This is a genomic window from Pradoshia sp. Z6_59 (assembly GCF_058267515.1).
Genome location: NZ_JBZCPP010000010.1, coordinates 136,096 through 160,081, shown reverse-complemented (window position 1 = coordinate 160,081; position 23,986 = coordinate 136,096). Strand labels below are relative to the sequence as shown.

The 23,986-nt window shown below is 38.4% G+C and carries 21 protein-coding genes; all 21 read left to right on the top strand.

Annotated elements, in window-relative coordinates; genetic code table 11:
* Positions 1–2 precede the first annotated feature (2 nt).
* The 21 genes from infB (at position 3) to AC4D4B_RS12340 (ending at position 23,951) form a co-directional block, all read left to right on the top strand.
* On the top strand, positions 3–2,306 hold the full coding sequence (infB, locus tag AC4D4B_RS12440) for a translation initiation factor IF-2 (RefSeq protein WP_490995851.1): 2,304 nt from the start codon (positions 3–5) through the stop codon (positions 2,304–2,306).
* Positions 2,303–2,581, top strand: a complete 279-nt coding sequence (locus AC4D4B_RS12435) for a DUF503 domain-containing protein (RefSeq protein ID WP_491000042.1) — start codon at positions 2,303–2,305, stop codon at positions 2,579–2,581. The genes infB and AC4D4B_RS12435 overlap by 4 nt, the downstream gene beginning before the upstream one ends.
* A gap of 14 nt (positions 2,582–2,595) precedes the next feature.
* Positions 2,596–2,955, top strand: a complete 360-nt coding sequence (rbfA, locus tag AC4D4B_RS12430) for a 30S ribosome-binding factor RbfA (protein WP_490558275.1) — start codon at positions 2,596–2,598, stop codon at positions 2,953–2,955.
* Between the two features lie 66 nt (positions 2,956–3,021).
* Complete coding sequence (gene truB / locus AC4D4B_RS12425) at positions 3,022–3,948, top strand: tRNA pseudouridine(55) synthase TruB (protein ID WP_490996022.1); 927 nt, start codon at positions 3,022–3,024, stop codon at positions 3,946–3,948.
* 39 nt (positions 3,949–3,987) lie between these two features.
* Positions 3,988–4,932, top strand: a complete 945-nt coding sequence (gene ribF, locus AC4D4B_RS12420) for a bifunctional riboflavin kinase/FAD synthetase (RefSeq protein ID WP_490995849.1) — start codon at positions 3,988–3,990, stop codon at positions 4,930–4,932.
* A gap of 127 nt (positions 4,933–5,059) precedes the next feature.
* Positions 5,060–5,329 carry a 30S ribosomal protein S15 gene (gene rpsO / locus AC4D4B_RS12415; RefSeq protein ID WP_066100335.1) on the top strand — a complete coding sequence of 90 codons (270 nt, stop codon included), beginning with the start codon at positions 5,060–5,062 and terminating at the stop codon, positions 5,327–5,329.
* Positions 5,330–5,536: 207 nt separating this feature from the next.
* A complete protein-coding gene (pnp, locus tag AC4D4B_RS12410) occupies positions 5,537–7,651 on the top strand; it encodes a polyribonucleotide nucleotidyltransferase (protein ID WP_490995848.1) in 2,115 nt (704 codons plus the stop codon).
* Positions 7,652–7,777: 126 nt separating this feature from the next.
* Entirely contained in the window at positions 7,778–8,737 is a 960-nt protein-coding gene (locus AC4D4B_RS12405; RefSeq protein WP_491000041.1) for a polysaccharide deacetylase family protein, read from the top strand.
* 107 nt (positions 8,738–8,844) lie between these two features.
* Positions 8,845–10,077 carry a M16 family metallopeptidase gene (locus tag AC4D4B_RS12400; protein WP_491000040.1) on the top strand — a complete coding sequence of 411 codons (1,233 nt, stop codon included), beginning with the start codon at positions 8,845–8,847 and terminating at the stop codon, positions 10,075–10,077.
* A 147-nt stretch (positions 10,078–10,224) separates the two neighbouring features.
* Positions 10,225–10,482, top strand: coding sequence for a YlmC/YmxH family sporulation protein (locus AC4D4B_RS12395; RefSeq protein ID WP_490995845.1), 258 nt, complete (start codon positions 10,225–10,227; stop codon positions 10,480–10,482).
* Between the two features lie 117 nt (positions 10,483–10,599).
* The gene (gene dpaA, locus AC4D4B_RS12390) at positions 10,600–11,499 is read left to right on the top strand and encodes a dipicolinic acid synthetase subunit A (protein WP_491000039.1); all 900 of its coding nucleotides are present in this window, start codon (positions 10,600–10,602) and stop codon (positions 11,497–11,499) included.
* Positions 11,499–12,092: a dipicolinate synthase subunit B gene (locus AC4D4B_RS12385; RefSeq protein ID WP_490995843.1), complete on the top strand. Its 594-nt coding sequence runs from the start codon at positions 11,499–11,501 to the stop codon at positions 12,090–12,092. Before dpaA ends, AC4D4B_RS12385 begins: the two co-directional genes overlap by 1 nt.
* Before the next feature lie 181 nt (positions 12,093–12,273).
* A complete protein-coding gene (gene asd, locus AC4D4B_RS12380) occupies positions 12,274–13,317 on the top strand; it encodes an aspartate-semialdehyde dehydrogenase (RefSeq protein ID WP_490995842.1) in 1,044 nt (347 codons plus the stop codon).
* Positions 13,318–13,389: 72 nt separating this feature from the next.
* Positions 13,390–14,643, top strand: a complete 1,254-nt coding sequence (dapG, locus tag AC4D4B_RS12375) for an aspartate kinase (RefSeq protein ID WP_491000038.1) — start codon at positions 13,390–13,392, stop codon at positions 14,641–14,643.
* A 26-nt stretch (positions 14,644–14,669) separates the two neighbouring features.
* On the top strand, positions 14,670–15,545 hold the full coding sequence (gene dapA, locus AC4D4B_RS12370) for a 4-hydroxy-tetrahydrodipicolinate synthase (protein WP_491000037.1): 876 nt from the start codon (positions 14,670–14,672) through the stop codon (positions 15,543–15,545).
* Between the two features lie 335 nt (positions 15,546–15,880).
* Positions 15,881–17,548, top strand: a complete 1,668-nt coding sequence (locus AC4D4B_RS12365) for a ribonuclease J (RefSeq protein WP_491000036.1) — start codon at positions 15,881–15,883, stop codon at positions 17,546–17,548.
* 147 nt (positions 17,549–17,695) lie between these two features.
* A complete protein-coding gene (locus AC4D4B_RS12360) occupies positions 17,696–18,145 on the top strand; it encodes a GNAT family N-acetyltransferase (protein WP_491000035.1) in 450 nt (149 codons plus the stop codon).
* Between the two features lie 942 nt (positions 18,146–19,087).
* Positions 19,088–19,786: a ClpP family protease gene (locus AC4D4B_RS12355; RefSeq protein ID WP_490996021.1), complete on the top strand. Its 699-nt coding sequence runs from the start codon at positions 19,088–19,090 to the stop codon at positions 19,784–19,786.
* A 2-nt stretch (positions 19,787–19,788) separates the two neighbouring features.
* The gene (locus tag AC4D4B_RS12350) at positions 19,789–19,998 is read left to right on the top strand and encodes a YlzJ-like family protein (protein ID WP_139891216.1); all 210 of its coding nucleotides are present in this window, start codon (positions 19,789–19,791) and stop codon (positions 19,996–19,998) included.
* Positions 19,999–20,108: 110 nt separating this feature from the next.
* Complete coding sequence (locus AC4D4B_RS12345) at positions 20,109–22,445, top strand: DNA translocase FtsK (RefSeq protein WP_490995837.1); 2,337 nt, start codon at positions 20,109–20,111, stop codon at positions 22,443–22,445.
* Positions 22,446–22,871: 426 nt separating this feature from the next.
* Entirely contained in the window at positions 22,872–23,951 is a 1,080-nt protein-coding gene (locus AC4D4B_RS12340) for a BMP family lipoprotein (protein ID WP_491000034.1), read from the top strand.
* Positions 23,952–23,986 lie beyond the last annotated feature (35 nt).

Here is a 23,986-nt window from a genome sequence, read left to right as displayed (position 1 = left end):
GAATGGGTAAAGTACGTGTATATGAATATGCGAAGAAGAACAATGTTTCTAGTAAAGTGGTAATTAATAAACTTAAAGATATGGGGATTGACGTCAATAATCATATGACGGCTCTAGAGGATCAGGCAGTAGAAAAATTAGAAAAACTGTTTAATCCTAAATCGGAAAAGATAAATACCGAAAAACCTCAAAATACTAACCAAACTAGAACTAGTCAAAATCAGAACCAGAACCAAAACCGAGGAAATATAAACGGGCAACAACAAAAACAGCAACCAAATAATAACCAGCAAAGAGGTGGCCAGCAAGCTTCAAGGCAATCTCAAAGTTCTACAAGACCTAATCCTGGTGTAACAGCAACGAGGAATAACCAGGGAACTAATCAAAATACAAAGAATAAACCGGCATCTAAGGGTAATGAAGGGAAAAAAAGCGTGCAAGATAATCAAAAAAGAGGTAACTTCAGAAATAATCGAAATAAAAAAAATAACCAACGTCATCAAAGTAAGTCAACATATCAACCAACACCTAGAAAAGAAAGAGAATTACCGGAGAAAATTACATTCACCGAATCTCTGTCTGTGCAGGAGTTAAGTAAAAAGATTTATCGTGAACCAAGTGAAATCATCAAAAAACTATTTATGCTTGGAGTCATGGCAAACATTAATGCAGAATTAGATAAAGATGCAATTGAACTTATTTGTGCTGATTATGGCGTAGAAGTAGAAGAAATTATTAAAATTGATGTAACAGATCTTGAAGCTGTCATTGCGGATGATGAAAATCCAGATGAAAATACAGTGGAAAGACCAGCAGTAGTTACGATTATGGGTCACGTTGACCATGGTAAAACAACATTGTTGGATGCAATCAGAAATACAAAAGTTACTGAAGGCGAAGCAGGCGGAATTACGCAGCATATCGGAGCTTATCAAGTTGAGGTTGATGGTAAGAAAATCACGTTCCTTGATACACCGGGACATGCCGCCTTCACAACGATGCGCGCGCGTGGTGCTCAAGTAACGGATATTACGATTATCGTTGTAGCTGCTGACGATGGAGTAATGCCACAAACAGTTGAAGCGATTAACCATGCTAAAGCTGCAGAGGTACCAATTATTGTAGCAGTTAACAAGATGGATAAAGAAGGAGCTAACCCTGATCGCGTAAAACAGGAATTGGTTGAAAATGGCCTAGTACCAGAAGAGTGGGGCGGGGATACTATTTTTGTACCAATGTCTGCGAAAAAAGGGGAAGGCATTGAGACATTGCTTGAAATGATTTTACTTGTAAGTGAAGTAAATGAATATAAGGCAAATCCTAAACGTAAAGCAATTGGTACTGTTATTGAAGCAGAATTGGATAAAGGACGTGGATCTGTCGCTACTTTACTTGTCCAAAACGGAACATTGCGCATAGGAGATCCAATTGTTGTTGGAGATACTTTCGGTAAAGTACGTGCGATGGTAAATGATTTAGGCCGCCGTGTTAAAGAAGCGGGTCCATCCACTCCGATTGAAATTACCGGATTAAACGAGGTGCCTCAGGCAGGCGATCGCTTCGTTGTATTTGAAGATGAAAAAACAGCACGTCAGGTTGGGGAAGCTCGTGCTCAAAAACATATCTTAGCTTCACGTAATGAAAGCTCCCGTGTAACACTTGAAAACCTGTTTGATCAATTAAAACAAGGGGAAGTAAAAGAAATTAATATCATTGTAAAAGGTGATGTTCAAGGTTCTGTTGAAGCGGTAGCTGCTTCCTTGCAAAAAATTGAGGTTGAAGGCGTAAAAGTTAAAATTATTCACGCGGGTGTTGGTGCTATTACTGAATCCGATATTATTTTAGCAACTGCCTCTAATGCGATTGTAATTGGTTTCAACGTGCGTCCGGATGTAAATGCTAAACGTGCTGCTGAAGCTGAAAAAGTAGATGTACGTCTGCACAGAATTATTTATAAAGCAATTGAAGAAATCGAAGCAGCGATGAAAGGGATGCTTGATCCTGAGTATGAGGAGAAAGTCATCGGTCAGGCTGAAGTTCGTCAAACGATTAAAATTTCCAAAGTTGGAACAATTGCCGGAAGCTATGTAACAGATGGTAAGATTACACGTAACAGTGGAATCCGTCTGATCCGTGAAGGCATCGTAATCTTTGAAGGTGAACTGGATACACTTAAACGCTTCAAAGATGACGTGAAAGAAGTAGCTCAAGGCTATGAATGTGGAATAACGATCAAAAACTTTAATGATATTAAAGAAGGCGATGTTATTGAAGCATATGTAATGGAAGAAATTAAAAGAGCATGATTGCTGCGGCAGAATGTGAATGTTTGATTCCTAATGCTCAATCCTTAAAGGAAAAAAGAGCGGTTCTGCAGCGCGTTATGACGCGATTAAAACAAAAATTTAATGTTTCTGTTGCAGAGGTTGACTATCAGGACATGTGGCAACGCACGGTTATCGCAATCGTGGTTGTCTCATCGTCCAGAACCAGTTCTGAAAGGGAATTGCAAAAAGCATTATCCTACCTCGATTCTTTCCCTGAATTGGAGAGAATTGCGACAAATATAGAATGGCTTTAAAAGAGGTGAAAAATATGAGCCTTAGAGCTACCCGTGTGGGAGAGCAAATGAAAAAAGAACTCAGTGAAATACTTGGCAGAAAAATCAAAGATCCACGAGTTGGATTTGTGACTGTCACAGATGTCGAAGTTTCTGGTGATCTTCAGCAAGCCAAAGTCTATATATCTGTTCTCGGCGATGCCGAAAAAAGAGAAGATACACTTAAAGGTCTTGCTAAAGCAACTGGATTTATTCGTTCTGAGCTGGGCCAGCGTATTCGATTGCGAAAAACTCCGGAAATTATTTTTGAATTTGATGAGTCGATTGACTATGGAAACAGAATTGAAAATCTATTGCATCAAATTCATCAGGAAAATAAAGAACCCAATGAATAAGGACTAGGATAGACGTTATGTCTATCCCCTTTTTATATAAAAATTTAGGAGAACAGGGTGATAGTGATGGAAGAGTTAAATGGAATCCTGATTCTCAATAAACCGGCAGGATTTACTTCTCATGACTGTATTATGAAAGTCAGAAAAATACTGAGGATGAAAAAAGTCGGACATACAGGAACGTTGGATCCGGATGTCACAGGTGTACTGCCTATATGTCTAGGAAAAGCAACCAGGGTTGCGGAGTACATAACGGATGCTGGTAAAGAATACATAGGTGAAGTAACTATTGGCTGGTCCACAACTACAGAAGATGCTTCGGGCGAATTAGTGGATAAGAAGATAATTGAGAAGCCGATCAAGCGTGCTGAAATTATCGAGATTTTGAACTCACTCACAGGAACGATTGTTCAAACACCTCCAATCTACTCAGCTGTTAAAGTAAATGGAAAGCGGCTGTATGAGTACGCATTGAAGGGAGAAAAGGTAGACATCCCCTCGCGTAAGGTGAATATTTATGAAATCGAGCTTTTAGACGATAGAGAACTCTTTGAGGGTGAATCGATTTCGTTTTCTTTTCGTGTCTCATGTGGGAAAGGAACATATATCAGAACGCTCTCCTGTATGATCGGAGACCAATTAGGCTATCCAGCCCATATGTCTAAGCTCATCAGGTCACGTTCAGCGGCTTTCACCCTTCAAGAGGCAATTACACTTGAAGAGCTAGCTTTACTTGCGGAGAAGGGCACTGTAAGCGACGTACTGAAGCCTATAGAAGAAGGGGTTCCAAATCTGCCAATTATTAAAGTTTCCAGTGAAATTGCAGAAAAAGTCCGTAATGGTGCTGTACTAACCTCTGACAACCTATCTGCCGAAAATACGGAGAGTCCTTTTGCTATTTTTAATGATCAGGAAGAACTAATGGCAATTTATCAGCATCATCCAGAGAAAAAAGGATTGTGTAAACCGGTTAAAGTTATTCCATTTATATAGTATGATATGGATGGAGATTGAAATTAGAGGGGAATAGAGATGAAAATAATCAATATTGCACATCCCCATGACTATAAGCGGGGGGACTTTCCGCCAATAGCAGTAGCTCTTGGTTATTTTGATGGCGTTCATATTGGCCATCAAAAGGTTATTGAAACGGTAAAACAAATTGGTGAAGAAAAAGGGCTGGCCACAGCGGTGATGACATTTGATCCTCACCCATCTGTCATTTTGAATAAACATATAAAGCACGTGAGGCTCTTAACACCATTGCAGGATAAAATTGAATTAATGAAGAACATGGGGTTGGATTATCTTTTTATTGTCCAATTCACACCTGATTTTTCAAGTCTTTCACCACAAAAATTTGTGGATGATTATTTGATTTCATTGCATATTCAGCATGTGGTTGCCGGCTTTGATTATTCATATGGACAATACGGAAAAGGAACTATGGAAACTCTTCCGCATCATGCAAAGGGTATGTTTGATGTAACAACCGTGTCAAAGCAGGATCTTGGAGAGGAAAAAATTAGTTCAACTCGTATTCGAGAGGAATTAATTAACGGCCATACTGAAACAATTAATCAATTATTAAGCAGGTATTTCACTGTTAAAGGATGTATTGTAGATGGAGAGAAACGCGGGAGGTTATTAGGGTTTCCTACTGCCAATATAGAAGTGGACCCCGATTATTATCTTCCTGGTACCGGAGTTTATTGCGTACGTATGAAAGTACGCGGTAATTGGTATAATGGTATATGTAATGTAGGCTATAAACCTACTTTTCATACGGAAAAAGAAGAGATTCCCACTATAGAAGTACATCTATTAGATTTTGAGGCTGATATCTATCAAGAGAGAGTCGTAGTTGAGTGGCATAAACGCATACGGAGTGAACAGAAATTCAGTTCTGTGGAACATTTGGTTACTCAGCTTGAAAAGGATAAACAATTCGCAATAGAATATTTTGGAGTGAATTAAGTACTTGCTTTTTTAACCGAGAAGTAGTATTCTTAATATCGTATGAAAAGAACCTTTCCTTGGCTAAGCGCATCACCAACGTTCGCTCAGGAATAGGGGATTTGAAAATTTTAGGAGGTGAATTAGGATGGCATTAACGCAAGAGCGTAAAAATGAGATCATTAATGAGTACAAAACTCATGAGAGCGACACTGGTTCTCCAGAAGTTCAGATCGCTGTCCTTACTGAACAAATCAACACACTTAACGAACACTTACGCACTCACAAGAAAGATCACCACTCACGTCGCGGTCTTTTGAAAATGGTAGGTAAACGTCGTAACTTACTTACTTACCTGCGTAATAAAGACGTTACTCGTTATCGCGAATTAATCAACAAGCTTGGTTTACGTCGATAAACTACTCAGAAAAAGCGGGATTTTTCCCGCTTTTTTGTTATACATAGAGGAGAAAGAGGAAAGTTAAAGGGTAATGTCGCTTTTTAACTCGACAACTATGGAGTATACTAATATTAATTTGATTGAAATCCAACAGATCTTGTCAAAATGATGAGAAACAGGATAAATTTTGTAAGATTATTGTAAGTAGAGAGGAGCAATGAAGAAATGGAGCAAACAAAACGCACATTTTCTTTAGATTGGGCAGGACGTCCATTAACGGTTGAAATCGGCCAATTAGCAAAGCAGGCTAATGGTGCTGCTTTGATTCGTTATGGCGATTCAGCCGTATTAAGTACAGCTGTAGCTTCAAAGGAACCGAAGAATTTAGATTTCTTCCCATTAACAGTAAGCTATGAAGAAAAATTATACGCAGTAGGTAAAATCCCTGGAGGATTCATTAAACGTGAGGGAAGACCAAGTGAAAAAGCGGTACTTACAAGTCGTCTAATTGACCGTCCAATTCGCCCGTTGTTCGCAGATGGATTCCGTAATGATGTACAAGTAGTCAGTATGGTTCTTAGTGTAGATCAAAACTGCCCAACTGAAATGGCAGCTATGTTCGGATCTTCATTGGCACTTTGTGTTTCTGATATCCCGTTTGAAGGACCGATTGCCGGTGTTATTGTTGGCCGTGTTGATGGTAAGTTTGTCATTAACCCAACGATCGAACAACTTGAAAACAGTGATATTCATTTAACTGTTGCAGGAACAATGGATGCTATTAACATGGTTGAAGCAGGAGCACAGGAAGTGCCTGAGGAAACCATGCTCGAAGCAATTATGTTTGGACATGATGAAATCAAGAAACTAATTGCATTCCAAAATGAAATTGTGGCTGCAGTTGGTAAAGAAAAACGTGAAATAACTCTTTATGAGCTAGATGCAGAATTAATCGAAGAAGTTAAAGGTATGTGTTTAGAAGAAATGAACACTGCTGTGCAAGTTCAAGAAAAGCATGCTCGTGAAGATGCAATTAAAGCAGTAAGAGAAAAAGTTATTGCTGTCTTTGAAGAAAAAGAAGCTGATGAAGAGAAGCTTAAGCAAGTAAATGAAATCTTGAGTAAATTGGTGAAGGATGAAGTCCGCCGTTTAATTACGGAAGAGAAAATCCGTCCTGATGGAAGAAGCCCTGAAGAAATTCGTCCTTTATCCTCTGAAGTTGGCTTATTGCCTCGTACTCATGGTTCCGGATTATTTACTCGTGGACAAACTCAAGCCCTTTCTATTGCTACACTGGGTGCATTAGGAGATGTTCAGATATTGGACGGGCTTGGCCTTGAAGAATCTAAACGTTTCATGCATCATTATAATTTCCCACATTTCAGCGTTGGTGAAACTGGACCTATCAGAGGACCGGGTAGACGTGAAATCGGACATGGTGCATTAGGTGAGAGAGCGCTTGAGCCGGTTATTCCAAATGAAAATGATTTTCCATATACGATTCGTCTTGTATCAGAAGTACTTGAATCTAATGGCTCTACGTCTCAGGCAAGTATTTGTGCAAGTACATTGGCATTAATGGATGCGGGTGTTCCAATTAAAGCACCGGTAGCAGGAATTGCAATGGGTCTCATTAAAAAGGGAGAACATTATACAGTTCTTTCTGATATTCAAGGAATGGAAGACCACTTGGGAGATATGGACTTTAAAGTGGCAGGTACAGCAAAAGGTGTAACTGCACTTCAAATGGACATAAAAATTGCAGGCTTGACTCGTGAAATCTTAGAGGAAGCATTGATGCAAGCTCAAAAAGGACGGAATCATATTCTGAATCACCTAACAAGCACATTGGAGCAACCAAGAGAAGAACTTTCACAATATGCGCCTAAGATTTTAACAATGGCTATTAAACCTGATAAAATCAGAGACGTTATTGGACCAAGCGGAAAACAAATCAATAAAATTATTGAAGAAACCGGTGTAAAAATTGATATCGAACAGGATGGTACAATCTACATCGCTTCCACTAATCAGGAAATGAATGAAAAGGCTAAAACGATTATTGAAGATTTGGTACGCGAAGTTGAAGTTGGTCAAATTTACCTTGGTACAGTTAAACGTATTGAAAAATTTGGTTGCTTCGTTGAAATCTTCAAAGGAAAAGATGGTCTTGTCCACATTTCTGAACTGGCAGAAGAACGTGTTGGTAAAGTAGAGGATGTAGTGAAAATTGGTGATGAGATCCTTGTTAAGGTAACTGAAATAGACAGACAAGGAAGAGTCAACCTTTCTCGTAAAGCGGTTCTAAAAGAACAAAAAGAAAAAGCAGAACAGAAATAAACATAACTTGGTCGGCTAGGAGACATTGGTTTCCTAGTCTTTTAATAATGTTCAATTCTAATTATGGAGCCTAGCGGTTCTAACCTGTCCTACCCGCTCATACATTTTGTGTGAGGAGGAGAAGAGATGGATAAAAAATTGTTGCAATTTCTTGCATTTTGTACCATTTGCGTTATATCATGGGTGTTGGTGCAAAGCTCATTTATGGATCAATATGTAAAAGGTATTCCCAATGGAACGGTCGCTTATGTTACAAATACAAATGATGAATTGTACCAACAAATTGAAGAAGCCGCTAAAACGTATAATCAAGAGCCTGTAGACGCTGTTATTGATAGGGTGTGGAAGAAAACACCTGGATACAATGGCATTCAGGTCGACATTGAAAAATCTTATAAAAAGATGAAAACTAAGGGTAAATTCCAGGAAACTCAACTTATTACTAAAGAAATCAGCCCTGAGGTCCATTTACAAGACCTGTCTCCATCGCCAATATACCGTGCGAATCCAAATAAACCTGTTGTATCATTTATTATTAATGTAGCTTGGGGTAATGAGTATATCGAAGGAATGTTGGACACTTTAAATAAACATAAGATGCATGCTACATTTGTTTTGGAAGGACGCTGGGTAAAAAATAATCCGAATCTAGCCAAGCGGATCGCAGCAGCCGGCCATGAACTAGGGAATCATTCATATACTCATCCGAATATGCAACAATTATCAGCTGCGGCTGTCGAGAAAGAAATCAGCGAAACAAACCGGGTCATTCAGGAGGTAACGGGCCATACTCCTCAGCTGTTTGGACCTCCGAGTGGAAGTTTTAATGATCGTACAGTTAAGGTTGCAGCAAGTCTTGGAATGGAAACAATATTATGGACAGTTGATACAGTGGATTGGAAAAAACCGACACCGGAAGTTTTAACAAAAAGGGTCCTTGACCATATACATAAAGGTGCACTTATTCTTATGCACCCAACAGAATCAACATCAAAATCAATGGATATATTAATCAAGAACATTGAGAAAGAATATAAAATTGTACCTGTCAGTGAGGCATTCAAAGAAGAACGTATAAGTCCCTGAAGACTTTCCTGCCTTTATTTTGGCGGGAAAGTTTCTCTATGCTATAAAAATGTATACATATTGGGTATGGTAATAAAGAGGGGCATCATGAATAGGAGGAACATTTGTTGATAAAAAAATATACATGTCAAAATGGGGTCCGTATCGTATTGGAAACAATCCCTACTGTTCGGTCAGTGGCGATTGGTATTTGGATTAAAACCGGTTCCCGAAATGAAGATTCCTTAAATAATGGTATTTCGCATTTCCTGGAGCATATGTTTTTTAAAGGTACCACAACAAGGTCTGCCAAAGAAATAGCTGAATCATTTGATCGGATTGGCGGTCAGGTAAATGCTTTCACCTCAAAAGAATATACGTGCTACTATGCCAAAGTATTGGACGATCACGCACCTTATGCACTGGATGTTCTTGGTGATATGTTCTTTAATTCTACATTTGCTGAAGAGGAATTGAAAAAAGAAAAAAATGTAGTTTGCGAAGAGATTAAGATGTATGAAGACACACCTGATGATATTGTTCATGATATTCTAAGCCAGGCTGTTTACGAAAAACATCCGCTTGGTTACCCAATTTTAGGTACGGATAAAATTCTTGATACCATCAATTCAGAGACATTAAAACAATATGTTTATAATCACTATACTCCTGATAAAGTGGTAATCTCGATTGCAGGAAATGTGGATGAGAGTTTTATCAAGCAGGTTGAAGGTTTATTTGGAAGCTATGAAGGCGGTACAGCGCGCCCTGAATTGGAAAAACCAACTTTCCATACCAATAAGATTGTCAGAAAAAAAGATACCGAGCAAGCCCATCTTTGTCTTGGGTATAACGGTTATGATATAGGCAATGAAAATATTTATAGCTTAATCACTCTGAACAATGTACTGGGAGGCTCTATGAGCAGCCGTCTATTCCAAAATGTTCGAGAAGAAAAAGGGCTTGCTTACAGTGTCTATTCCTATCATACCTCCTATCAGGATAATGGTATGGTGGTTATTTATGGTGGAACAGGGGCAAATCAAGTTCATCAGCTTTATGATACGATACAGGAAACTCTTGCTGAATTGCGTAATGATGGCATTACTGCCAAAGAGCTTGATAATTGTAAAGAGCAGCTGAAAGGAAGTTTGATGCTAAGCTTAGAAAGCACAAACAGCCGAATGAGCCGTAACGGTAAAAATGAGCTGTTATTGGGTAGACATCGAACTCTTGATGATATAGTTGAATTAATTGATACTGTTTCACTTAACAGCGTAAATGAGTGTATAGAAGATATCTTTACAGACTCCTATGCAGCAGCTTTATTGGGTCCGCAAGATAAGTGGAACTTAGATTAAAAAATAAATCTCTGGCGAGCTGGCGTGAACATCCATTGGATCTTGCGCCGGCTTGTTTTTTGTTTATTTGGAACAACTTTTTCTTCTAAAATGATGTCACCCATTCATATAGTGAGATTAAGCAGAATGTGATAGGGGTGTCCTCAAATGAAGCTGAGCGAATTAAGTGGCAAAGAAATTGTGGATGTGAAAAAAGCAGAACGGTTAGGGGTCCTAGGCCAAACAGACCTTGAGATCGATGAGTTAACCGGACAAATAACCGCACTTTTAATTCCATCTGGAAAATGGTTTGGTTTTAGAAAGAATGGTAATGAGGTCCGTGTGCCATGGAGTCAAATAAAAAAGATTGGTACGGATATGGTCATCATTGATATCCCTGATGGAAATTCAATAAAGGAACCGTAAAAAACGCCGCAGGGCGTTTTTTTTGTTTACCTCGTTTTTATCACGGATAGTTCCGGCATTTCATACTATGAGTTGTATAAATTGATCTTTAAAAAATAAAGAAGGTGAAAATCTTCCATGCTCACAGGAATGAATATTGCCGTTCTTGGTGGAGATGCCAGACAGCTTGAAGTGATTCGGAAATTAACGGAGTTAGACGCAAAGGTATATTTGACAGGGTTTGAACAGTTAGCACATGCATACACGGGAGCAGTAAAGGAAAAACTGGAAGATTTGCCGGTAAAAGAGCTGGATGCGATTATTTTGCCTGTTGCTGGCACAAATATGGAAGGTAAGCTGGATACCATTTTTTCAAATATGCAAGTCATCCTGACGGAAGCTTTTTTAAAGGAGACACCGGCACATTGTACAATCTATTCCGGTATAAGCAATGAGTATTTAATAAATATAACGAAACAGGCAAACCGTAAACTAGTCCAATTATTTGAACGAGATGATGTAGCGATTTATAATTCCATTCCCACGGTAGAAGGTACCATTATGATGGCCATTCAGCATACAGATTTTACGATACACGGATCAAATGTGGTCGTTCTTGGTTTAGGCAGAGTGGGAATGAGTGTGGCGCGTGCTTTCCATGGGCTGGGAGCCAAAGTCCTTGTAGGTGCCCGTAAATCAGAACATATAGCCAGAATAGAGGAAATGGGGTTAACTCCTTTCCATTTATCCGCTTTGGAATCTGTGGTTGAAAATGTGGATATTTGTATTAATACAGTTCCTCACAAAATCATTACCGCAGGAATTATTTCAAGGATGCCGTCCCGAACATTAATTATTGATTTAGCATCGAAACCGGGAGGAACAGATTTCAGATATGCAGAAAAACGTGGGGTTAAAGCAATATTAGCGCCCGGGTTACCTGGGATAGTGGCGCCTAAGACAGCCGGACAGATTATAGCAAATGTGTTGGGGCAATTACTGCTGGACGATTTAGGAAATGGAAAGGAGACACCATGATGGATGTTAAGGGATTGCGAATAGGGTTTGGATTAACAGGATCGCACTGTACGTATGATGAAGTATATCCAGAAATTGAAAAGCTGGTACTTGCAGGAGCCGAGGTTGTCCCTGTTGTCAGTTATACAGTTAAAAATACCGACACCAGATTTGGCAAGGGAGAGGATTGGATAGCTAAAATAGAAAAACTGACAAACCGAAAAGCGATTGATACCATCGTCGATGCAGAGCCCCTGGGTCCTAAGTATCCGTTGGATTGCATGGTGATTGCACCCCTGACAGGTGTTTCGATGAGTAAATTCGCAAATGCACAAAATGATTCCCCTGTTTTAATGGCTGCAAAAGCCACACTTCGGAATCATCGCCCAGTTGTTCTCGGTATCTCGACAAATGATGCCCTAGGTTTAAATGGTGTAAATTTAATGAGACTCCTAAGCACTAAGGATATATACTTCATTCCATTTGGCCAGGATGATCCTGAAAAAAAACCAAACTCTATGGTAGCCAGAATGGAAAGTCTAGTGGAAACGGTGGAATATGCTCTAGAGGCAAAACAAATCCAGCCTATTGTCATTGAAAAATACAGAGATTAAAGTGCATGATTTAAAAAAAAGATATCTTATGATATATTTTATAGAAGAATATATTCATTGTTCTGAAAAGAAGGTTGCTCCTTTTATAAAAAATATATAAATAGCTATGACAGCATATCTTATTATTTCTAGTAGTTTACATGAAAATAAATACCTAATTTTATAGGAAGGGGTAACAAACATGAATGAAAAAAAATTACACGTAGCTGTAGTCGGGGCTACTGGTGCTGTTGGACAGCAAATGATTGACACTCTTCAAAAAAGGAAATTCCCTATTGGGAAGATAAGCCTGTTATCCTCTTCTCGTTCAGCAGGTAAACAAATCGAATTTAATGGAGAGACCATAACAGTACAGGAAGCAAAGCCAGAGAGCTTTGAAGGGGTAGACATTGCCCTGTTTAGTGCTGGCGGCAGTATATCTAAAGCATTAGCTCCTGAGGCTGTTAAAAGGGGTGCTATCGTTGTAGATAATACGAGTGCCTTTCGTATGGACGAAAATGTTCCGCTTGTAGTTCCTGAGGTGAATGAGGATGATCTTCATAAGCATCAGGGAATCATAGCTAACCCTAATTGTTCGACAATCCAAATGGTTGCAGCGCTTGAACCAATCAGAAAAGCCTATGGACTTAAAAAAATTATTGTTTCCACCTATCAGGCTGTTTCTGGAGCGGGTGCAGCAGCTGTTGAGGAATTAAATACGCAAGCAAGCGATATTTTAGCCGGTAAAACGGTTAATCCATCTATATTACCTGTTAAAGGTGCGGAAAAACATTATCAGATAGCTTTTAATGCTATTCCTCAGATTGATGTTTTTGGTGAGAATGGGTATACATTTGAAGAAATGAAAATGGTAAATGAAACGAAGAAAATTATGCATTTGCCGTCACTGCAGGTAGCAGCAACGTGTGTTCGCCTTCCAATCGCAGTAGGCCATTCAGAATCTGTGTATATTGAAATTGAAAATAATGGTGTCAGTGCTGAGCAAGTAAAAGAATTATTACTAAATGCTCCTGGAATTGTCCTTCAGGATGATCCCGCCAATCAAGTCTATCCAATGCCTGCAGATTGCGTTGGGAAGAATGAAGTCTTTGTTGGGAGAGTAAGGAAAGATTTGGACGAAGATACTGGGTTCCATATGTGGGTTGTTTCCGATAACCTATTAAAAGGGGCCGCCTGGAATTCTGTTCAAATTGCAGAGAGTCTTATTCGATTAGGTCTAGTATAATCATTGAAATGATAGATATCTTGGCCTTCTTATTTTCTTTAAAGTAGGAAGGCTCATTTTGGGGTGTAAAAAGTGAAGATCATCATTCAAAAGTTCGGCGGTACCTCTGTAAAGGATGCAGAAAGCAGAGAGTATGCGTTTCAACATATAAAAAGAGGGATAGATAAAGGGTACAAAATAGTAGTTGTAGTATCTGCAATGGGCAGAAAAGGTGATCCATATGCAACGGATTCCTTACTTTCACTTGTTAATGAAAAAGGAATGTACTTGGGTGAACGAGAGCAGGACTTGCTATTATCTTGTGGAGAGATAATTTCAGCGGTTGTATTTACCAATATGCTCTTAGAAAAAGGAATTCGTGCGACTGCTTTAACTGGCGGACAGGCCGGTTTCAGGACAAATAATGACTATACAAATGCGAAAATAATGGAAATGAAGACCGATAGACTGATTGATGAGCTAGAAAAATCAGACGTTATCGTTGTGACCGGTTTTCAGGGTGTTGCTGAAAACGGTGATATAACAACGATAGGGCGCGGCGGCAGTGATACATCTGCTGCAGCCCTCGGAGCGGCACTAAAGGCGGAGTATGTTGACATTTTTACGGATGTAGAAGGAATTATGACAGCTGATCCCCGTATTGCGGAACAAGCCAGACCGCTGTCAGTAGTAACCTATACAGAGGTATGTAATATGGCCTACCAGGGGGCTAAGGTCATTCATCCCCGTGCTGTTGAAATTGCGATGCAGGCAAAGGTGCCGATGCGAATCCGTTCAACCTATGCTGAAGGTGAGGGAACGCTGGTTACAGGTCATCCGAAACACCGTCGAGGCAGTGATATACAGGAACGTCTTGTTACTGGTATTGCCCATGTAAGCAATATCACTCAGATAAAAGTAAAGGCTAAGGAAGATCAATATGATCTGCAGGCGGAAGTCTTTACTGCAATGGCCAATTCAGGCATAAGCGTTGATTTTATTAATATTTATCCAAATGGTGCTGTGTATACAGTCTCCAACAACGATGCCAATAAGGCAATTTCGGTATTACGTGAATTAGGATATGAACCTCGTATCCAATCAAACTGTGCCAAAGTGTCTGTCGTTGGAGCTGGGATTACTGGAGTGCCAGGAGTAACAGCAAAAATTGTCACTCCATTATCAGAACGAGGCATACAGATTCTGCAATCTGCAGATAGCCACACAACAATATGGGTATTAGTTAAAGAAGAAGATTTGGTGAAGGCTGTAAATGCTCTTCATAATGCCTTTAATCTCCATTTAATGGATGATGATCTGTATGAATGGGAAGAACTTGCGGAATAAAAAAATAGAAGATTGGAAGTGGAAATATGGGTCTTTTTGGGCGCGTGTCCACCGCGATGGTTACACCTTTTGATAATAAAGGAAATATTGATTTTGGAAAGACAGCAAAACTCATAGATTACTTAATTGAAACAGGCACAGATTCACTGGTGGTATCAGGAACTACTGGTGAATCTCCAACCTTATCTACAGAAGAAAAAGTGGCATTGTTTGAATATGTCGTGAAAATTGTAAACAAACGTATACCTGTGATAGCGGGAACTGGCTCAAATAATACGTATGCGTCCATCCATTTAACAAAGAAGGCGGAAGCGGCCGGTGTAGATGCAATTATGCTTGTAGCGCCTTATTATAATAAACCGAATCAAGAGGGGCTTTATCAACATTTTAAATCTGTGGCGGAGGCTACTACTCTGCCGTGCATGATTTATAATATACCAGGCAGAACGGCAACGAATATTCATCCGGAAACCGTTATTCGCCTGTCAGAGATTCCGAATATTGTTGCTGTAAAAGAGGCCAGCGGTAATTTAAATGCAATGACAAAAATTATTGCCAATACACCGGATGATTTCGATTTATACAGTGGAGATGATGGTTTAACTCTGCCTGTACTTTCAATTGGAGGGGCAGGTGTGGTTTCGGTGGCATCCCATATAATCGGACGTGACATCCAAAAAATGATAGAACATTTCTATGCTGGTGAAATGGCTGAGGCAGCCCAAATGCATCAGAGATTAATGCCAGTTATTGAGGGGTTATTTATGGCACCAAGCCCAGCGCCTTTAAAAACTGCCTTGCAAATCAAGGGAATGAGCGTTGGGTCTGTTCGTTTGCCTCTTGTGCCTATGAATGAAGTTGAACGGAACACATTGATAAATCTATTAAATACATTAAAATAATGCTTAATTAAAGTATGTCTATTTTTAGAGTCTGCCTGAGGATAAGCCAATCCAATGCGATTGGCTTATCTATCTTTTTAGCACTATTTTATACATATTCATTTTTTATATATCATGTTTTAGTTAGCATTGAAGATATCTGCTTGTTTGTCATACATATGGGAAACAAATAGCGTATATATACATTATGAACCTAAAGAAAAGCTTAAAGAACGATAGTCAGAATTCATAGATAAATCTAAAAAGATGATGTCAGTGGCATGCCGATACACTATCGGTTATAATGGATTCAACTGGAAAATGGACGAGTAGTTGATAACAGGAGGAACAATAAATTGGTTAAACAAATTAGACAGAAGATCAAAGTAATTGCATTAGGCGGAGCAGGAGAGATCGGAAAAAATATGTATCTCGTTGAAGTAGACGAAGATATTTTTGTACTTGATGCCGGGTTAATGTTTCCGGAAACCGAAATGCTTGGAATTGATGTAGTCATTCCGGATATCTCTTACCTTATCGAAAATAAAGAAAGAATTCAGGGAATTTTTCTATCCCATGGTCATGAGGATCATATTGGTGCACTACCTTATATTATTGAGGAATTGGATGCACCGGTTTATGGTACAAGATTGAGCATAGAATTAACAAAATCCAAAATCGCAGAAATTAACGAAAATTTAAATGTTGACTTTGAAGTAATAGATTCAAACACATCCCTGCGTTTTTCTTCTGCAAGAATTACATTTTTCAAAACGAATCACAGCATTCCTGATTCTGTTGGAATCTGTATTGAAACAAAAGATGGTGCAATAGTTTATACGGGTGATTTTAAATTTGATCAGGCTGCCCAAGGACTTTACAAAGCGGAAATTGGCAAAATGGCAGCAATCGGTGAGTCAGGAGTTCTCTGTCTATTATCAGATAGTTCAGGAGCAGAACGGATTGGATTTACACCTTCTGAATCCCTTGTTGCAAGAAATATGTCTGATGAATTTTACAATGCAAAAGGCAGAATTATTGTAGCATGCTATGCATCTAATCTTAACGGTCTTCAGCAAGTGTTCAATGCCGCGTTTGATAATCATAAAAAAGTAGCGGTTGTCGGCAAATCTATGGAAAAAGTAATGGAAATTGCCTTGGAATTTAATTATTTGGATGTCCATGAGGATGTGTTGATTCCGATAACTGAAATCGACCAATATGAAGATCGTGAAATTATTATCCTTGCTACTGGATTGCAGGGAGAGCCATTTGAAGCGTTGCAAAAAATGGCCAAGCATGGTCATAAACAAGTTAATATTAAGCAGGGTGATACGGTATTATTGGCAGCTAACCCTGTCCATGGCGGAGAACTGCTTATGTCCAGGACTATCGATTTGTTATTTAGAGCAGGTGCAAAGGTAGTAGCTGGTAAAAACCAAATCCATGTATCGGGCCATGGAAGCCAGGAAGAGCTAAAAATGATGCTTAATCTTATGAAACCAAAGTATTTTATACCTATCCAAGGTGATTATAAAATGCTAATTGCCCATATGCGCATTGCGAAATCGATTGGCTTTAACCAAAATCAAATTCATATACCGGAAAATGGTGAGGTTATTGAAATAACAAATGACTCAATCGAAAGCGCTGGTAAAGTGACTGCTGGGAATGTTTTGATAGATGGAAGCGGCGTTGGTGATGTAGGAAATATTGTCTTGCGTGACCGACGATTACTATCTCAGGACGGTATTCTAATTGTTGTTGTGACTTTAAGCCGGGGGGACAAGAGTATAGTAGCAGGTCCTGAAATCATTTCACGTGGATTTGTATATGTTCGAGAATCAGAATCATTAATGGAACAATCAACAAATATTGTACGTGAGATTGTGATTAAAAATACTTCTAAAGACCATTTTGACTGGGCCGGAATGAAACAGGAAGTCCGTGATAGTTTAAATCATTATTTGTTTGATAAAACAAAAAGACGCCCAATGATTTTACCAATTATTATGGAAGTATAAATAGGACGTAAATGGCTATCCAGCGGATAGCCATTTTTCTTATCCAGCTAAGTATCAGTTGGAAATGATGATAGATGTAGCTTAAAGAATATCAAATCTAATCCAGCGTTATTTGGTTGAATTAAAAAAGAATGAGAGTGATATATAGTGATTACATTTGAACAAGTAACAGAAGAGAATTTATATATAGCAAAAGAAATGATGGATTCTAATTCTTCCTATTTTAAGGAGTACGGTATATCGCAAAATAGGGAGGAAATATTAGAATCATTGTCTCTAAACCAAGGTAATTATTTGATTAAAGCCGATGATACGTATATTGGACTAACTGTTTTTAGGGAGCATAAAGTGGAGCAGTTCGTTACGATTAATCTGATAATCATTCATGCAGATTACCAGGGATTTGGTTATGGTACAACAGCTTACTTTGAATTGGAAGATCAGTTTATCAAGCATGGATTAAAGAAAATCAGATTGAATGTGAGCAGTGAAGACAACAGAGTCAAATCATTTTGGGAAAGAAATGGGTATACAGCCAGTGAACAAGATACAAGTAATGGGGAAGATAGGGTACGTTATGAAAAGTATCTTGTTTAGTGTTAATGTTACAGGCGGCTTGTCATTGAAAAGCCGCCTTGTTTTATTTTCTGCTCACATTTAAGACTGATGAAGTAATTACACCAATCAAAAAAAATAAAAAAAATTAAATGAAAGCGGTTTATTCTTTTGAAAATGGGTATTATATAAATAAGAAAGGAGGAAACAAAAAAGTTTAACACTTCAGGTGACTCAATCATATAGTGTTCGTTCCGTAGAAGGAAGCTTAAGTATTAAGAGTGAACGATATATGATCGAAACTATTTCTAACAAGATTATGTGAATCTTAAACAAATGTGATAATGTGGTTTAATTCTAAAGGTAACTTCTAAAAGAAATTAACTCAAATGGGGAAGGATTGAAAGACCGATTTATGCTGATAGTAAACAGTTTTCAGTATAAAAAAGTCCAGATATGTTTAACCAAAAGCCTTTCACCGGATATATTTCAAAAGGGTGGAGTTAATAGTAGGAGTCTTACCAATGAAAAACCAAAAAAAGGCAAGGTGATGGTCACAATTGGATAAGAGTGGAATGGTTGTTTTGTTCCACATAATCAGGATTGATCGAAATAGAAAATCGGGTATGAGTAACCAATAAAAATTGAATATGCAGTGTGTTTTTAAGGTAACGTAAAAGGTGTAAAGAAACCTTTATAATGCGGAACTAACACACTTCAGCTGAAAAAGTTTGAACCAGAAGTACCGGGCAGTAATAAAGTTTTAATCAGCTGATGCATGGTTGAGTCTCCTAAGGTGTTAAACGATTGTTTCTCCTGAAGAATCCTAAAAATAGGATTCTTTTTTTTGGTTTTTTAGAATGTATTAGTGCCCCGTAAATTGAATGGAAAAGATTCCACTGTACATACTAAAGGGGAGAGTGTTTTTGTAGAGGGGGATTAAGAGTGGATAAAAAGTCAGAGGTACCTCATGAGGAAAAGACAGTGGATGATACTAAGGGAGCTGCCAGTGCTCTTGTAGATAAGATACAAGCTTTGGGACAAACCAATGTACCGCAGTTACCAAAAGATTCAACCATACATTGTTTAACGATTATAGGACAAATAGAAGGTCATGTACAATTGCCACCGCAAAACAAAACAACAAAATATGAACATGTTATTCCACAGTTGGTGGCAATCGAACAAAATCCTGATATTAAAGGGTTATTGGTTATCTTAAATACCGTTGGAGGTGATGTGGAAGCTGGGCTTGCTATGTCTGAAATGATTGCTTCTCTATCAAAGCCAACTGTATCTATCGTTTTAGGAGGAGGTCATAGTATCGGTGTCCCTATAGCAACTAGCTGTGATTATTCTTTCATTGCAGAAACAGCTACCATGACAATCCATCCTATTCGTCTTACCGGACTTGTGATCGGAGTACCCCAATCATTTGAATATCTTGATAAAATGCAGGACCGGGTCGTGAATTTTGTGGTCAAGCACTCAGCCATCAATGAAGACACCTTTAAGGATTTGATGTTTGCGAGAGGAAATCTTGCGAGAGATATTGGAACAAATGTAGTGGGGGAAGATGCTGTGAAAACAGGCTTAATTGATGAGGTTGGCGGTATCGGTGCTGCAATTGCCAAGCTTAACGAAATGATAAGAGAAAAAAGTGACTCTTCGAAAGGAGATTAAGTATGACTTTTTATACAATTATGCCTTTGGATACTTTGATGTATGAAGAATTATATCAAGCCAGTCATGAAATGTTTAAGAAGGATGGTATCCCGTTTATTGGAGAGAGATTACCTAATGGAGCAGTAAAGGTTAACCGGATTATCAGTACAGATCCAAATGATTACTTATCTGAGACACTTGCGCCAGGAGCGGTAATTAACAACCTGTAATAGCGGTCAGTGTGTATTATTTATGCTATAATAAAGGTGAACGGGGTAAAGGCAGCCAGGTTGGCTGCTTTCTTTTCGTTTTTAATTCTATATGAAATACGGGTGGTTGAATGAGTAAGAAAAAAAAGAAATCTCGTTCCAAAAAAGGTGACCAAATAAAGTCAACCTTAAAATATGAAATATCGGGACTTTCTATATTTGGGTTTTCTGCGATTGCAATGGCAAAGCTTGGGGCAGTAGGAACTTCATTCGTGTTTCTTTCTAGGTTCTTTATGGGGGAGTGGTATATTTTACTTCTGCTTGGCTTAATGGCCTTCGGTGTGTTCCTAATGTGGAAAAGAGAGGTTCCATTCTTTTTTAAACGCCAGCTGGTAGGTATATACTTCATTATTTTAGCAATCTTACTCTCTTCACATATTATTTTATTTGAGAATTTGTCTTCTAATAATGGATTTACCCAGCCAAGTGTCATTTTAAATACCTGGGAAATCTTTTGGATGGAATTACAGGGAACTGCGAGTACCATTGATCTTGGCGGTGGGATGATTGGTGCCATCCTTTATGCCGTCTTCCATTTTTTATTTGCAGATGCCGGCAGTAAATTTATTTCATTTTTATTGATTGTTGCAGGTTTAATTCTTATAACAGGTAAAGGTTTAAGTGATTCAATTGGCAAAGTACTTGGTGCGATTGGAAGATTTATCGTCAGCCAGTGGAAATCGTTTATGGCAGAACTTCGAGAGCCTAAAACAACAAAGAATAAAAACAAAAATCAAAAGATGAAAAGTAAAAGTGAATCTGTACAAGCTGCATCTCCAGTACTGGAAGATGAGAGAAATAATCCAGAAAAAGAAGATACACTTGAAGAAAGAATTATTTCGAATTTTGCTGATCGTGCCTATTTGGATGAGGAAATTGATGAAAAGAAAACTGATGATCAGATCAGTAAACCAAATGATAGTACTGAAGCTCCTGCTGAATCTGTGCCACATATGACTTTTACAGAAGTTGAAAATGTGGACTATAAACTGCCAAAATTATCGCTATTGAAGTCACCAAAAAAAGCAGATCAAAGTGGAGAATATGAATTAATACATACAAATGCTGAGAAATTAGAGAGTACCTTTAAAAGCTTTGGAGTTAAAGCGAGGGTCACTCAAGTTCATCTGGGACCTGCAGTTACGAAATATGAGGTGCATCCTGATGTAGGTGTAAAGGTTAGTAAGATTGTGTCATTATCAGATGATTTGGCATTGGCGCTCGCTGCCAAGGATATACGTATTGAAGCACCAATCCCAGGTAAATCAGCGATTGGGATAGAAGTGCCTAATTCAGATGTGGCGGTAGTGTCATTAAGAGAGGTTCTCGAGGTACAGCCTTCTGAAAAAAGCGGTTCAAAACTATTAATTGCTTTAGGTAGAGATATATCAGGTGAAGCAGTTTCTGCTGAACTGAATAAAATGCCTCACTTACTCGTAGCCGGAGCAACCGGAAGCGGGAAAAGTGTCTGTATTAACGGAATCATTACTAGTGTACTCATGAGAGCAAAACCACATGAAGTTAAAATGATGATGATTGATCCAAAAATGGTGGAGTTAAATGTTTATAATGGAATCCCTCATTTATTGGCTCCAGTTGTAACAGATCCAAAAAAAGCAGCTCAGGCATTAAAGAAAGTTGTTATGGAAATGGAAAGGCGTTATGAGTTGTTTTCTCATTCAGGAACTCGAAATATTGAGGGGTACAATGACTTAGTGACGAGACAAAATTTAGAAGAAGGCGAAAAAAATCCTTTATTGCCATATATTATTGTCATTGTGGATGAGTTGGCAGACCTTATGATGGTTGCGTCGAGTGAGGTGGAGGATGCAATAACAAGGCTTGCACAAATGGCAAGGGCTGCAGGCATACATTTGATTATTGCAACCCAGCGGCCATCTGTAGATGTTATTACAGGAGTTATAAAAGCCAACATCCCTTCACGGATTGCTTTTAGTGTCTCCTCCCAAATTGATTCGAGAACCATATTAGATATGGGCGGGGCAGAAAAACTTCTCGGTCGCGGGGATATGTTATTCCTGCCTGTAGGTGCGTCAAAGCCGGTACGGGTACAAGGTGCGTTTTTATCAGATCAGGAAGTGGAAGATGTAGTAGACTTCGTGATTTCTCAGCAAAGAGCCCAATATCAAGAGAATATGATCCCGGATGAAGTTCAGGAAACAGTAAGTGAATCAACAGATGACTTATATGATGAAGCCGTCAAATTAATTGCTGATATGCAAACCGCCTCTGTTTCGATGCTCCAAAGACGATTCAGGATTGGATATACAAGGGCTGCACGTTTGATCGATGAGATGGAAGCTCGCGGTGTCGTTGGTCCGTATGAAGGAAGCAAACCAAGAACTGTGCTTGTTCCTAAGGACTTCGATCAGGCTAGTAATTCATAAAAAGAGCAGTATAGGTACCAAACCCGAAAGTTAGATTAAAAACTAACTTTTGGGTTTTTTTGTATGTTAAATAAATAAATTTTAAACTGTAAAGAAAGTTTATAAGTGAGTTTTTTTTCAAAAAGTTATTAATAATTTTATATTAGGATAATTTATTTATTTTTACTTAAATTCATGTTAAATTAAAATTGAATTAGAAACATATATATAATTATCAGGAAATAATTTTTCCGGATAAGAAGATTTATTGTACATATTTGTATAATACAAAAGCGAAAAATTGTACCCATCTACACAATGCACCATTTAAGTATGTATTTTCTATAATCATTTAACAGATTCATCTAAAACGATGTTATGTGTAAAAGGATAGTGAAAAGCTCATACTATATGGAGCACCGACTAATTATTTTGGAGGTTGTTATGTTGAAAAAGAGTAAATTTGGACTGGCTTTGTCTCTTGTGTTAGCTGCTAGTACCTTTCTTGGTGCTTGTGGAAACAAAGAGGAGAGCAATGAAGGCGGCACGGCCAACGAGAAAAATAATTTCACTGTCGCAATGGTTAGTGACACAGGTGGTATTGACGACAAATCCTTCAATCAATCTGCATGGGAAGGTATTCAAGCTTTTGGTAAAGAGAATGGATTAAAAGAAGGTAAAAACGGCTATACCTACCTGCAATCTGAATCAGATGCTGATTACACCACAAACTTAAACCAGCTTGTACGCCAAAAGTATAATTTAATATATGGTGTTGGATTCACAATGGAGGATGCGATTAAAGAAGCAGCTGATCAAAATCCGGATGGGAAATTTGCTATTATCGACTCAGTGGTTGAAGCTGATAACGTTGCAAGTATCACATTCAAGGAGCAAGAAGGTTCATTTATCGTAGGTGTTATTGCTGGTATGCAAACAAAATCCAATAAAGTTGGCTTTGTAGGTGGAATAGAGAACCCGCTAATTCAAAAATTTGAAAAGGGCTTTATTGCTGGTGTTAAAACAGTAAATCCTAATGCTGAAGTACAAGTGAAATATACAGGAAGTTTCAGTGATGCGTCTCTTGGTAAAGCAACAGCATCAGCTATGTATAAATCAGGTATTGATGTCATTTATCACGCGGCAGGAAATGGTGGTAAGGGAGTCTTCACTGAGGCAAAAAACATTAAGAAAAGTAATCCTGAAAAGGATATATGGGTAATTGGTGTAGATAAAGACCAAGCTGATGAAGGTGAAATCAGCGGCACAGACATGAACGTAACGCTCACTTCCATGGTTAAGCGTGTTGACTTAGCTGTACAAGAAGTTTCAAAACAAGCGATGGAAGAATCCTTCCCAGGAGGAAAAAACGTAGAGTTTGGTCTTGGAAATAACGGTGTTGATATTGCACCGACTAAAGATAACTTATCTGACGATATACTTAAAACAGTTGATGAATATAAAGAGAAAATTAAGAACGGTGACATAAAAGTACCATCTACTCAAAAAGAACTTGATGCATTTTAAAAATAAGATAAAGGGATAAGGGCCTTGGGTCCTTA